The organism is Neisseria sp. RH3002v2g (assembly GCF_014596425.2).
In the GTDB taxonomy this organism is placed as follows: Bacteria; Pseudomonadota; Gammaproteobacteria; order Burkholderiales; family Neisseriaceae; genus Neisseria.
Window position 1 is genome coordinate 2156785 of record NZ_CP110721.1, and the last position, 11938, is coordinate 2168722.

The 11938-nt window shown below is 49.8% G+C and carries 13 protein-coding genes and 1 other RNA gene; 5 read left to right on the plus strand and 9 right to left on the minus strand.

The window, feature by feature from the left end; all coding sequences use genetic code 11:
* Nucleotides 1–37: 37 nt before the first annotated feature.
* Nucleotides 38–499, minus strand: a complete 462-nt coding sequence (locus BBP27_RS10270; protein WP_223168976.1) for a PepSY domain-containing protein — start codon at nucleotides 497–499, stop codon at nucleotides 38–40.
* A gap of 344 nt (nucleotides 500–843) precedes the next feature.
* Nucleotides 844–1485, minus strand: coding sequence for a ribosome biogenesis GTP-binding protein YihA/YsxC (gene yihA, locus BBP27_RS10275; RefSeq protein ID WP_049347869.1), 642 nt, complete (start codon nucleotides 1483–1485; stop codon nucleotides 844–846).
* 215 nt (nucleotides 1486–1700) lie between these two features.
* Here yihA and BBP27_RS10280 point away from each other — a divergent pair, with 215 nt between their 5' ends.
* The 5 genes from BBP27_RS10280 (at nucleotide 1701) to rarD (ending at nucleotide 7977) form a co-directional block, all read left to right on the plus strand.
* Entirely contained in the window at nucleotides 1701–2324 is a 624-nt protein-coding gene (locus BBP27_RS10280; protein WP_004520892.1) for a c-type cytochrome, read from the plus strand.
* 268 nt (nucleotides 2325–2592) lie between these two features.
* Entirely contained in the window at nucleotides 2593–4545 is a 1953-nt protein-coding gene (locus BBP27_RS10285; protein ID WP_036492749.1) for a cytochrome c biogenesis protein ResB, read from the plus strand.
* On the plus strand, nucleotides 4538–5725 hold the full coding sequence (ccsB, locus tag BBP27_RS10290) for a c-type cytochrome biogenesis protein CcsB (protein ID WP_188212286.1): 1188 nt from the start codon (nucleotides 4538–4540) through the stop codon (nucleotides 5723–5725). The genes BBP27_RS10285 and ccsB overlap by 8 nt, the downstream gene beginning before the upstream one ends.
* Before the next feature lie 99 nt (nucleotides 5726–5824).
* Nucleotides 5825–6895 (plus strand): tRNA (adenosine(37)-N6)-threonylcarbamoyltransferase complex transferase subunit TsaD, encoded by a 1071-nt coding sequence (gene tsaD / locus BBP27_RS10295; RefSeq protein ID WP_188212285.1) that lies wholly within the window; start codon nucleotides 5825–5827, stop codon nucleotides 6893–6895.
* 176 nt (nucleotides 6896–7071) lie between these two features.
* Nucleotides 7072–7977 (plus strand): EamA family transporter RarD, encoded by a 906-nt coding sequence (gene rarD, locus BBP27_RS10300; RefSeq protein ID WP_188212284.1) that lies wholly within the window; start codon nucleotides 7072–7074, stop codon nucleotides 7975–7977.
* A gap of 89 nt (nucleotides 7978–8066) precedes the next feature.
* Here the strand turns inward: rarD and murU are convergent, their stop codons facing one another.
* The 7 genes from murU to ssrS all read right to left on the minus strand — a co-directional run bounded on the left by murU (nucleotide 8067) and on the right by ssrS (nucleotide 11936).
* The gene (murU, locus tag BBP27_RS10305) at nucleotides 8067–8762 is read right to left on the minus strand and encodes an N-acetylmuramate alpha-1-phosphate uridylyltransferase MurU (RefSeq protein WP_188212283.1); all 696 of its coding nucleotides are present in this window, start codon (nucleotides 8760–8762) and stop codon (nucleotides 8067–8069) included.
* An 87-nt stretch (nucleotides 8763–8849) separates the two neighbouring features.
* Nucleotides 8850–9350 carry a 4-hydroxyphenylacetate 3-monooxygenase, reductase component gene (gene hpaC, locus BBP27_RS10310; RefSeq protein WP_049322621.1) on the minus strand — a complete coding sequence of 167 codons (501 nt, stop codon included), beginning with the start codon at nucleotides 9348–9350 and terminating at the stop codon, nucleotides 8850–8852.
* Between the two features lie 10 nt (nucleotides 9351–9360).
* Nucleotides 9361–9798: a homoprotocatechuate degradation operon regulator HpaR gene (hpaR, locus tag BBP27_RS10315; RefSeq protein WP_003681518.1), complete on the minus strand. Its 438-nt coding sequence runs from the start codon at nucleotides 9796–9798 to the stop codon at nucleotides 9361–9363.
* 340 nt (nucleotides 9799–10138) lie between these two features.
* A complete protein-coding gene (locus BBP27_RS10320) occupies nucleotides 10139–10648 on the minus strand; it encodes a protein disulfide oxidoreductase (RefSeq protein ID WP_188212282.1) in 510 nt (169 codons plus the stop codon).
* A 92-nt stretch (nucleotides 10649–10740) separates the two neighbouring features.
* The gene (gene rpsI / locus BBP27_RS10325; protein WP_003681515.1) at nucleotides 10741–11133 is read right to left on the minus strand and encodes a 30S ribosomal protein S9; all 393 of its coding nucleotides are present in this window, start codon (nucleotides 11131–11133) and stop codon (nucleotides 10741–10743) included.
* A 12-nt stretch (nucleotides 11134–11145) separates the two neighbouring features.
* Complete coding sequence (rplM, locus tag BBP27_RS10330) at nucleotides 11146–11577, minus strand: 50S ribosomal protein L13 (RefSeq protein ID WP_003684605.1); 432 nt, start codon at nucleotides 11575–11577, stop codon at nucleotides 11146–11148.
* A gap of 178 nt (nucleotides 11578–11755) precedes the next feature.
* A non-coding RNA gene (gene ssrS / locus BBP27_RS10335) (6S RNA) lies at nucleotides 11756–11936 on the minus strand.
* Between the last annotated feature and the right edge of the window lie 2 nt (nucleotides 11937–11938).

Below are 11938 nucleotides of genomic sequence, written 5' to 3' on the forward strand. Positions count from 1 at the left end.
TTTCAGACGGCATTGGCTTTTTTAAAGTTTAAATAAATTAAGATTTTGCTACCTCGGAAGCGGTTGCATTTTCAGGTGTGCCAGGTGCAGCATCGGCAGGAGCCTGATAATCTGTATTTTGCGATGAAGAGGGCTCAGCATTGTCATGTTTATGATGCTTATCATACTTATCAAAGTGTCGTTTGTCTTGATCGTTATCTTGCGCTACCGCCAATACTTTGCCGCTTTGAGCATCAACCAGAGCCTCATATTCGACCCCGTCTTTTAAAATTTCCACCTTATAACGGCCACCCAAATGCTGTTTGTATTTATAATCAACATCTTTGGCCATGCCGCCAACTTGCGCCACTGCCGTTGCTGCCGCTTGCTGACCGGAAACCTGCGCAAACATGCCTTCTTTAAAAGCCACGGCACCCGCAGCACCGGCAACGCCCAAACTTGAAGCAATAATACCGGCAATGATGAGTTTTTTTGAAATAAAAGCATTAATGCGTTTCATGATTTTCTTTCCTACTGTGTTGTTGAACGATGAATGCATTCTATGCCTCAACAATTAGCTGAATATGAGCAAAATGCTAAGATGTGTAATTAGTTGCAATACTAAAATTAACACTTTAATAATAATGGAGATTGAAGCCGCGCTTTCAGACGGTCTTGCTGATATATTGTGATGGTATATTTGGTGGAGATTGTGGTTTGCGTGTGAAAACAAAAAAGCGTGATGAAAAAAAGGGCATGTGTGAGACATGCCCCGAATTAAATGGTAAACGCGATGTTGAGAAACCAAATGACGGAATAAGATTTGCGGTTGGTCAACTTATCTTATTCCTCCTTGTTTTACAATCATTCAGGTGATGTTTCTCCTGCAAAATTCTCGATTTCTTCGCGATGCGCGTCAAACCATGAGCCGACCACTTGATTGACTTCGTCCATACCTTGCTTTTTCAGGCTGGAGAACAGTTGAACGCTGATTTTTTGGCGTTCGGTGTAGGGTTTCAGTGATTTTTTTACCGCCGCCAAAGTTTTAATCTGGTCGTTTTTAGACAGCTTGTCTGCTTTTGACAGCAGGATATGCACAGGACGGCCGGTAATGTGGAAAAAGTCCAGCATTTGAATGTCTAAAGCCTTGAGCGGATGGCGCGAGTCCATAATCAAAATCAGGCCGATCAGCTGGCGGCGTTGTTGCAGGTAGTCGCCCAAGAGTTTGACCCAGTGCGCACGGATGGCCTCCGGTACTTGCGCGTAGCCGTAGCCGGGCAAGTCGACCATGAAATTGCCGTTTTCCAGCTCAAAGAAATTAATGTGTTGGGTGCGGCCCGGTGTTTTGGAAACATAGGCAAGGCGCACATGATTGGTTAAGGTATTGATGGCGCTGGATTTGCCGGCATTGCTTCGGCCGACAAAGGCAATCTCGGCCGGCGTGTCGGGCAGGTCTTTCAGATGGTTGACCGTCGTAAAGAATTTGGCGTTTTGAAAAAGGTTCATCAGTATTTCCTTACATGGAAACAAAACTGCAACATCATAATTTGTATCGGGCATTTATGTTGCAGCAGTTTGGTAATTTGAGTAGTAATTTAATGTAAACTTGGTATAGAATAGCACGTTTATAGAATTATCGGTTTTAATCGGGAAAATTCCCCGGTATTTGAGTATAAAAAAGGCATTGACGCGGTACGCAATGCTGTAATCAGGAGCACTCCATGAAACGATTGACTTTATTGGCCTTGGTATTGGCTGCCGGTGCGGTTTCCGCTGCCCCTAAAGCAGATGCTGAAAAAGGCAAACAGGTAGCGACTACTATCTGTGCGGCGTGTCACGCAGCCGATGGTAACAGCGGTATCGCAACTTATCCTAAACTGGCAGGTCAGGCCGCGGCCTACACCTACGGTCAAACCATGGCCATCAAAGACGGTACCCGTTCGCATGGTGCCGCCGGCGTGATGAAACCGATGGTGATGAACTTGTCCGAACAAGACATCCGCGACGCTGCCGCCTACTACGCCAAACAACAAGGCAAACCGGGCGAAGCCAATCCTAAAGAAAACCCGGAGCTGGGCGCGAAAATCTATCGCGGCGGCCTGAGCGCTAAAAAACTGCCGGCATGTATGTCTTGCCATGGTCCTAGCGGCGCAGGTATCCCGGGCGGCGGTACTGAAATCCAAGCCTACCCTCGTTTGGGCGGTCAACACAAAGCGTACGTTGTCGAGCAAATGAAAGCTTACCAATCCGGCCAACGTAAAAACGCCATTATGGCCGATATTGCCAACCGCCTGAGCGAAGAAGAGTTGAACGCAGTAGCCAACTTTATTCAAGGTTTGCACTAAATTTCGTTCTGAAACGAGTTTATTGATACAGGCCGTCTGAAAACCCTTCAGACGGCCTTAGCCAATATAAACCGATAAGCCTGATTGGTTTTTTCAAATAGCGACGGCAAGATTTTTACTGCAATATGCAGTATTCTTCCTTTCGCATCACACGTCATAGCAGTCCGTTCCATCGATCGGGTTGCCCCAAGCCGACATTTGAGACATGAGTAAATCTTCATCATCCGTCCCACTCATCCGCAGACCGTGGTTTGCCTTTTTCAGCTCCATGCGTTTTGCCGTCGCCCTGCTCAGCCTGTTGGGCGTGGCTTCGATTATCGGTACGGTCTTGCAACAAAACCAGCCGCAAGTCGATTATTTGGTGAAATTCGGCCCGTTTTGGTCGCAGATTTTCGGCTTTTTGGGCCTGTACGACGTGTACGCCTCGGCGTGGTTCGTTGTCATCATGATGTTTTTGGTGATTTCCACCGGATTGTGCCTGATTCGCAATGTTCCGCCGTTTTTGCGCGAGATTCGTTCCTTCCGTGAAAACGCCAAGGAAAAATCGCTGGCGGCAATGCGCCATTCCATCGTTTTAGACGGACAGGTAACGCCCGAAGTCGCGCAACGTTATTTGGAAGTGCAGGGTTACGGCTGCAAAACCGTTACGCGTGAAGACGGTTCGGTTTTGGTGGCGGCGAAAAAAGGTGCAATGAACAAATGGGGCTATATCTTTGCCCATGCTGCGCTGATTGTGATTTGTTTGGGCGGTTTGATAGACAGCAATATCCTGCTGAAAATCGGTATGCTCACCGGCCGGGTCGTGCCGGACAATACGGCGGTTTACGCCAAAGACTTTAAGCCCGAAAGCGTGTTGGGTGCGTCCAATTTGTCGTTTAGGGGCAATGTCAATATTTCGGAAGGGCAGAGCGCGGACGTAGTGTTTCTGAATGCGGATAACGGCATGCTGGTGCAAGACTTGCCGTTTTCCGTCAAATTGAAGAAATTCCATATCGACTTTTACGATACCGGTATGCCGCGCGATTTCGCCAGCGACTTGGAAGTCACGGACAAGGCGACCGGCAAAGTCAGCGAACACACCATCCGCGTCAACCATCCTTTGACGCTGCATGGTATTACGGTTTATCAGGCAAGTTTCGCCGACGGCGGCTCGGACTTGACGTTTAAAGCGTGGAATTTGGCCGATGCCGACCGCACTCCGGTCAAACTCAAAGCAACTTCCATGCGCGAGTTTCCGCTGGATTTGGGCAAGACCTCTTATAAACTGGAATTCGACCAGTTTACTTCGATGAACGTCGAAGACATGAGCGAGCCGTCTGAAAAAGAGCAAAACCTGAAATCCGCCCTCAACGATGTTCGCTCCGTCCGTCAGGAGGACAAAAAATACACCAATATCGGCCCGTCTATCGTTTACCGTATCCGCGATAAAGCGGGGCAGGCGGTCGAATATAAAAACTATATGTTGCCGCTGAAACAAGATGAAGACTATTTCTTCATTACCGGCACGCGCAGCGGCTTGGCGCAGCAATACCGCTGGTTGCGCATTCCGATGGATAAAAACGGTAAAATCGATACCTTTATGGCTTTGCGCCAATATTTGAAAGACGATGCGGCACGCCGTAAAACCGTTGCCAATGCCGTCAAAGGCGCGCCCGCCGAAATCCGCGAGCAATTCATGGCGGCGGCGGAAAATACTTTGTCGATTTTTGCCAAAGGCGGCTATTTGGCTTTGGACAAATTTGTTACCACCAATATTCCCAAAGACCAGCAGGAAAAAATGCAGGGCTATTTCTACGAGATGCTCTATGGTGTGATGAATGCCGCTTTGGAAGACACGATCAGTACATACAATCTGCCGGCTTGGCCGCAAGACGAAAAGCGCAACCGCTTCCTGCTGCATGCAATGGACGCGTACACTGGCTTGACCGAGTATCCTGCGCCGATGTTGCTGCAATTGGACGGCTATTCCGAAGTGCGCTCTTCCGGATTGCAGATGACCCGTTCGCCGGGCGCATTCTTGGTGTATCTGGGTTCGGTATTGCTGGTGTTGGGTACGGTGTTTATGTTCTATATTCGTGAAAAACGCGCTTGGCTGCTGTTTTCAGACGGCCGTATCCGTTTTGCCATGTCTTCCAGCCGCAACGAACGCGACTTGCAGAAAGAATTTCCGCAACACACACGGCAATTGCAGCAGCTTGCCAAGGATTTGAACCATGAATAACAAACATCAGGCCTTGCCCGAGCATGAGCTTCTGACACACAAATCATTTATCCGAAATCTCAACCTCTTCGACTGGGCATTCGCACTGCTGATTGCCATCGGTGCGTTTATTGCCCAAACCCAGGTCGGTCTGCACATGGACATCTACGAAATGGTGATTTTGTGGGCGAGTGCCGGTATTGCCGTTTTTCTGGGTTGGTTTTTCAAACCGATGCGCTGGTTTATCCCTGTGGGCGTGTGCCTGGCGTATTTTGCCGTTGATTTGTATGGCGGCGATATCAAACGCGCAGACGGCTTCCTGCTCAAATACCTGCTAAGCAGCCAGTCGGCGATTATGTGGCAATGCGCGTTTGTATTCTTTGCCTTGTTTGCCTATATCGTCGGCGCGATAGCGGCGGTGCGCAAGAATGTGCCAACCAATACGCTTTTGGGCATGGGGAGCGTGTTTGCGTGGGTTTCCGCGATGGCGGGCTTTGTCGGCCTGCTGGTGCGCTGGCATGAAAGCTATCTGCTGCGTCCCGATGCCGGCCATATTCCGGTTTCCAACCTTTATGAAGTATTCATCTTGTTCTTGGTCATTACGGCGCTGATGTACCTCTACTACGAAGGCCGTTTTGCCGTACAAAAACTGGGTGGCTTTGTCTTCAGCTTTATGGCGATTGTGGTCGGATTTGTCTTGTGGTACAGCGTTTCACGCGAGGCGCATACCATTCAGCCGCTGATTCCTGCTTTGCAGTCTTGGTGGATGAAAATCCACGTTCCGGCCAACTTTATCGGCTACGGCGCATTCTGTATCGCCGCCATGCTGGGTATTGCCGAACTGCTGGCGCTCAGAAAAGAAGATGCGGGCAAAAAATCATGGCTGCCGCAATCTCAAGTCATTGAAGAAGTCATGTACAAAGCGATTGCCGTCGGTTTCCTGTTCTTCACGATTGCCACCATTCTCGGCGCATTGTGGGCGGCCGATGCGTGGGGCCGCTATTGGAGCTGGGACCCGAAAGAAACTTGGGCATTCATCGTTTGGCTGAATTACGCGGTCTGGTTGCATTTGCGGCTGGTGGCAGGCTGGCGCGGCAAAGTGTTGGCTTGGTGGGCGGTCATCGGCCTGGTCATTACCGCCTTTGCCTTTATCGGCGTGAATATGTTCTTGAGCGGCCTGCACTCTTACGGCACTTTGTAAACCGCTTATTCAGCACTTTATTTCAGACGGCCTTTTTCCGTTTTCGGAGAAAACGCCGTCTGAATCGTTTTTAATCATTTTTTCAGACGGCCTCGAACCATGTTGGTATTAGGAATTGAATCATCTTGCGACGAAACCGGCGTTGCGCTCTACGACACCGAGCGCGGCCTGTTGGCGCATCATTTGCACACACAAATGGCGATGCACGCCGAATACGGCGGCGTTGTCCCCGAATTGGCCAGCCGCGACCATATCCGCCGTGTGGTGCCGTTGACGCAAGGTTGCTTGAAGGAAGCAGGCGTAGGCTATACCGACATCGACGCGGTTGCCTTTACGCAAGGCCCGGGCTTGGGCGGCGCATTGCTGGCCGGTTCGGGCTTTGCCAATGCGTTGGCATTTGCTATCGGCAAGCCCGTTATCCCTGTCCACCATCTTGAAGGCCATTTGCTCTCGCCTTTGTTGGCAGACGACAAGCCTGAATTTCCATTTGTCGCTTTGCTGGTGTCGGGCGGACATACGCAATTTATGGCCGTACGCGGTATCGGTGATTACACCTTGCTGGGGGAAAGCGTGGACGACGCAGCAGGCGAAGCGTTCGACAAAACGGCCAAGCTGTTGGGGCTGCCTTATCCCGGCGGTGCCAAATTATCCGAGTTGGCCAAACTCGGCACGCCTGATGCCTTCACGTTCCCACGCCCCATGCTGCATTCACACGATTTGCAGATGAGCTTTTCCGGTTTGAAAACCGCCGTTTTGACTGCTGTTGAAAAAGTCCGCGCCGAAACGGGTTGCGATGAAATTCCGGAACAAACACGCAACAACATTTGCCGCGCTTTCCAAGATGCGGTAGTCGATGTGTTGGCGGCTAAAGCCAAAAAAGCATTGTTGGATACCGGTTTCAGAACTTTGGTGGTTGCCGGCGGTGTGGGTGCAAACTGGAAACTGCGCGATGAATTTTCGCGCTTGACCGTCAAAATGCCGTCTGAAAAAGGCAAACCTAAGCCGCAGGAAGAAAAAATCAACGTCTATTTCCCACCGATGGCATATTGCACCGATAACGGCGCAATGATTGCCTTTGCCGGCGCGATGCGTCTTGCCGAACGTCAGGCTGTCGGTGCATTCAATGTCAAGCCGCGCTGGCCGCTGTCGGATATTGTGAAGCAGGGTTGATGCATTAGACTGCTTCGATGCAATGAAAGGCCGTCTGAAAACCTGAAAATATGGTTTTCAGACGGCCTTTAATGAAATAGATATTTGCGGTAAAACTTCATTCAAAAAGATGAGTAATTTTTTTCATCCGTTTTTTTACAATATTAACTTTGATTGATTGCAAAAGGCCGTCTGAAATGACGAATTTATCCAAAGGTTTGCTGGCTGCGGTAGCGTCCAATTTGTTGTTTTCCATGCTGTTTCTGTACGGTATGTGGATGCGGCCGATGACGGGGACGGAGGTGTTTGCCTGGCGCATGGTTGCCATGCTGTCGGCTTTGTGCGTGCTGATGACCATGGTCAACGGTTGGCAGGCGGCAATGCGTTTTGCTTATGGCGTTGGCCGGGATTGGAAACGATGGCTGCTGATTGTATTGCCGACGCCGATATTTGCCAGCCAGTTGTGGCTGTTTGTTTGGGGGCCGGTCAATGGAGAAGGGGTAAACATTGCCATGGGTTATTTCCTGTTTCCTTTGGCGATGATGCTGGGCGGACGGATTTGGTTTAAAGAGCGTTTGAACCGGTTGCAGAGGGTGGCGGTAATCTTGGCGTGTGCAGGCGTGGCATGCGAATTGGTGCGGTCGGGCGCGTTTTCGTGGACGACTGTATGGGTGTTCGGTACTTATCCGTTTTATTATCTGCTGCGCCGCAAGCTGGGCGTGCCTTCCTTAATTGGGCTGACCTTTGATTTGATGATGATTACGCCGTTTGCGTTGGCGTATATTGTGCTGGCAACGGATACGCCGGCGATGATTGCGGCCAAACCGGTTTTAATCTTTTTTATTGTGTTGCTGGGTTTTAATAGTGCAATATCCATGCATTTGAATTTGAAGGCGAATCAGTTGTTGCCGGTGGCAGTGTTCGGCATGTTGAGCTATTTGGAGCCTGTATTGCTTTTTATTGTGTCGATTGTATGGCTGGACGAGCCGGTACAGGGCGGCGCATTGATCGGCTACGGACTGATTTGGTCGGGATTGTGCGTGATGATTGCCAATGGCCTGTTGGGAATGAAGAAAGAAAAGAAATGGGCAAAATTTGATTGATGGATTGAGGTCGTCTGAAAATGGTTTGATCAGTGTTTTCAGACGGCCTTGAGTATTAAAAGGGGCGTATCGGATACGTCCCTTTTGTTTTACCAGCTTTGGGCGATACGGTCGGCTTCTTGCAGGCGCTCGACTGTACCGACGTCCAACCAAAGGCCGTTATGGTGTTCGCCGCTGATTTGGTTTTGGCTCATGGCTTGACGCAACAGAGGGGCAAGCTTGGCAGCCTGGTGTGCCGGAGTATCTTTGAAAAGCGCAGGATGATAAACGCCCACGCCGCTGAAAGTCAGGGCTTGGCCGTCTGCGGATGAGGCGGATACCAGGCCGTCTGAAAGCAGGCCGAAGTCGCCTTCGGGATGATGGGGCGGATTGTCCACCAGCCACAAATGGGCAAGAAGGTTGTGTTCCTGTATGCGCTGGGCTGCCAGTCGTGCAGCTTGGAAATCAATGTCGGTCAACACGTCGCCATTGACGACCAAAAACGGCTCGTTGCCCAAAAGCGGCAGGGCGGTGGCAATGCCGCCGGCGGTTTCCAGGCCTCCGGCACGCTCGGGAGAATAGGCAATGCACACGCCGTAGTCCGCACCGTCTTTCAAGGTGTCTTCAATTTGTTGGCCAAGCCAGGCATGGTTGATGACGATTTCAGTAAATCCGGCCTGCCGCAGGCGGCGTAAGTGCCAGCCGATAAGCGGCGTGCCTGCTACTTCGAGTAAAGGTTTGGGCGTGTGGTCGGTCAGCGGGCGCATACGCTCGCCGCGACCGGCGGCCAATATCATTGCTTTCATGGGTGTGCCTATAATGTGTGAAACAGAAAAAGTCTCAGGCCGTCTGAAAAAATGAAACCGATGTTTCAGACGGCCTGAGACCTTTATTTATGCCAAAGATTTGAATTGCCTACGGAAATACAACAATGCCGGCGCTTGTGCGTCGGTATTGCGGATTTCGTTGATCTGAACGAAAAAGACGTAATGTGTGCCGATTTCGCGTTGATCGACAATACTGCCGTGCAGGTGCGCCAGCGCACCTTCGACTTCGAGCTGTCCGGTTTGCCCTCTATGCCAAATATGGTATTCGAAGCGTTCTTCGGGCGAGAGGTCGGTCAGTCCAGCAAAGTGTTCGGCGACATCCTGCTGGCTGTCGTTGAGCGTGTTGATACACAAATCGCGGTTGCCCTGCAGGATGGGGATGATGGCGGATTGGCGGTTGATGCACAGCATGACTGTCGGCGGCTCGTCGGTAACGGCAGTGACGGCAGTCATGGTAATGCCATAGCGCCCTGCTTCACCGTCTGTCGTGATAACGTGTACACCGGCGGCACAGGAGGCCATGGCATCTCGGAAGGATCTCTTGAGTGTGTGTGTTGAATCTGTCATCCGGCTCGCTTTATTTTAATGCCTGTTCGATTTTTGCCAGCTCTGCCAAGAGTTCTTTGAGTTGTGCCATTTTTTCTTTGGAAAGGACTTTTTCAATTGCGTCATAGCGCTCGTCAACCAATGCGCCGGTGGACTCATAGAGTTTCTCGCCTTCGGGCGTCAGTTTCAGATAAACGCGGCGTTGGTCGTTGGAAGGCTTCAGGCGCACGGCCAAACCTGCTTTTTCCAAGCGGGTCAGAATGCCGGTCAGGCTGGGACGGAGGATGCAGGCCTGATTGGCCAAATCTTGAAAGTCGAGTGTGCCGTTTTCCGCTAAGAGCCGGATGATACGCCATTGCTGGTCAGTAATATTGGCTTGGTTCAGAATAGGGCGGAATTGGGTCATCAATGCTTCCCTTGCCTGAATCAGACCGATATTGATAGATGCATGTTTAGATTGGTTGGGCATTACTAAGTCTCCGGGGTTATCAAAAATCAAACCGTTGAAGCGTGAGGTAAATTAATAAAGGCGAATATTGCTGTTTTAAGGCTGCCGTCGGCAACCGGGTCTATGGGAACAAAAGCATCACGGCCACAATATTAGATGAAGATCTCTAACAGTTTGTTTTGATAATAATGTTTCCAATTGTTCTTATGGTTATATCTTAGTCTATTTTCTTTATAATCTCAACAAAATCATATGTTATCGGGAAAGAGATAGTTTATTTATTTATGAAATGGAATAGGGTAAATATATTCGGCGGAGATGATTCTTTGGATTTTCTATTTTTAGTGGATTTTCAATGAATTTAGCCGAAGATGTCTGCTAAGTAAATTCTGATTTTTAAGCCGATGTAGCTGGAAAGTCCGGATGTGTGATGAATCATTTTTCCATCTTTTAATATGATAATGGTCGGTGTAACGGCGATATTCCATTTTTGGGCCATCAGGCCGTCTGAATCGTTGACGTTTGGAAAGGATAGATTGTTTTCTTGCATATGGCGGGCAATATCATGGTCGCTTCCAGAGCGTAAGGCTACGCCCAAAGTCGGAATATTGTCTTGATGTAGTTTTTCTATGGTCGGCGATGTGTACGAGCAAATACCACACCAGCTACCCCAGAAGTAAACAACGGCAACACGGTTCTGGCTGAAGGATTGGAGGGAGGTGGTTTGTCCGTTGGTTAGCGTGAGGGTTTGCGCTGCTGATTGTAAGGGTTGGTCGGGTTTGCGTACCCAGTCGACAATCAAAGAGAGAAAGATGAAAATAATCGCGGCCTGAAGCAATGATTTGGCGTAGTGGAGCAGGGTTTTCGTCATGTATTTGCCGTGAAAAAGATTGAATGATTGTTTATTTGATAAATGAAAAAAGCCTTGCAGAGCAAGGCTTTTGATTCGATTCTGAAAACGTATTAACGTTTGGAGAATTGTTTTGCACGACGTGCTTTGCGCAAACCTGGTTTTTTACGTTCAACTTCACGAGCATCGCGAGTAACGAAGCCTGCTTGAGACAGAGCTGGTTTCAGGGCTGCGTCGAAGTCGATCAGGGCGCGGGTAATGCCGTGACGGATAGCGCCGGATTGACCGGTTTCGCCGCCGCCGGTTACGTTAACTTTGATGTCGAAAGATTCGGCATTTTCAGTCAGAACCAGAGGTTGACGTACAACCATGCGGCTGGTTTCACGTGCGAAGAATTCGTCAACGGGACGGCCGTTTACGATGATTTGGCCGGTACCTTTAGTCAAGAATACACGAGCCACTGAACTTTTGCGGCGGCCTGTGCCGTAGTAGTATTTACCGTTCATGTCGTGTCCTTATTATTTCAGTTCCAAAACTTTAGGTTGTTGTGCAGCGTGGCCGTGTTCGGCACCGGCGTACACTTTCAGTTTTTTGATCATGGCGTAGCCCAGAGGACCTTTAGGCAACATGCCTTTTACGGCTTGTTCCAAAGCGCGGCCAGGGAATTGCTCTTGCATTTCGCGGAAAGTGCGCTCGTAGATGCCGCCTGGGAAACCAGAGTGACGGAAGTATTTTTTGTCTTCGAATTTAGCACCGGTCACGCGCAGTTTGTCTGCATTGATGACGATGATGTAGTCACCGGTATCAACGTGAGGGGTGTATTCGGGTTTGTGTTTGCCGCGCAGACGGTGTGCGACTTCGGCTGCGACACGACCCAGAACTTTGTCTTCTGCGTCAATGACGAACCATTCGCGCTTCACCTCATGGGGTTTTGCAGAGAAGGTTTTCATGGTTGGAATCCAGATATATATAGAAAGTTATGGATTTTAAAGAGGAGATTGGTTTTTGTCAATCTTAATTGAGCGTGTTTGATGCATGAATATGCGGTTTTTTCAGACGGCCGGAAATCTTTACGAAAGTCTTTACTCGGAAAGGGGAAAGCCACACCTTTCGGTATGGCTTTTTTAGGGAATCCCCACGAGTGCCGTTTGGGCTGAATCCGCTTGAACCTTGCTGACAAGGCGGTCACCTCGGGTAGTTTCGGGTGCGTCCGATAAACGGACACTCGCGCCCACTACAGCTCCCGGCAACCTAAAGCGAACGTATTGGTTCAAAGGAATATATGCCTTCGCGAACACCGCAGGGAAAAGG

Coding starts and splice junctions, on each gene's coding strand:
- rplM (WP_003684605.1), bottom strand. CDS start 11,577: ATGAAAACCTTCTCTGCAAAACCCCATGAGGTGAAGCGCGAATGGTTC.
- BBP27_RS10320 (WP_188212282.1), bottom strand. CDS start 10,648: ATGACGAAAACCCTGCTCCACTACGCCAAATCATTGCTTCAGGCCGCG.
- rarD (WP_188212284.1), top strand. CDS start 7,072: ATGACGAATTTATCCAAAGGTTTGCTGGCTGCGGTAGCGTCCAATTTG.
- ccsB (WP_188212286.1), top strand. CDS start 4,538: ATGAATAACAAACATCAGGCCTTGCCCGAGCATGAGCTTCTGACACAC.
- yihA (WP_049347869.1), bottom strand. CDS start 1,485: ATGAACCTTTTTCAAAACGCCAAATTCTTTACGACGGTCAACCATCTG.
- BBP27_RS10285 (WP_036492749.1), top strand. CDS start 2,593: ATGCGTTTTGCCGTCGCCCTGCTCAGCCTGTTGGGCGTGGCTTCGATT.
- hpaR (WP_003681518.1), bottom strand. CDS start 9,798: ATGCCCAACCAATCTAAACATGCATCTATCAATATCGGTCTGATTCAG.
- murU (WP_188212283.1), bottom strand. CDS start 8,762: ATGAAAGCAATGATATTGGCCGCCGGTCGCGGCGAGCGTATGCGCCCG.
- rpsI (WP_003681515.1), bottom strand. CDS start 11,133: ATGAACGGTAAATACTACTACGGCACAGGCCGCCGCAAAAGTTCAGTG.
- BBP27_RS10280 (WP_004520892.1), top strand. CDS start 1,701: ATGAAACGATTGACTTTATTGGCCTTGGTATTGGCTGCCGGTGCGGTT.
- tsaD (WP_188212285.1), top strand. CDS start 5,825: ATGTTGGTATTAGGAATTGAATCATCTTGCGACGAAACCGGCGTTGCG.
- hpaC (WP_049322621.1), bottom strand. CDS start 9,350: ATGACAGATTCAACACACACACTCAAGAGATCCTTCCGAGATGCCATG.
- BBP27_RS10270 (WP_223168976.1), bottom strand. CDS start 499: ATGAAACGCATTAATGCTTTTATTTCAAAAAAACTCATCATTGCCGGT.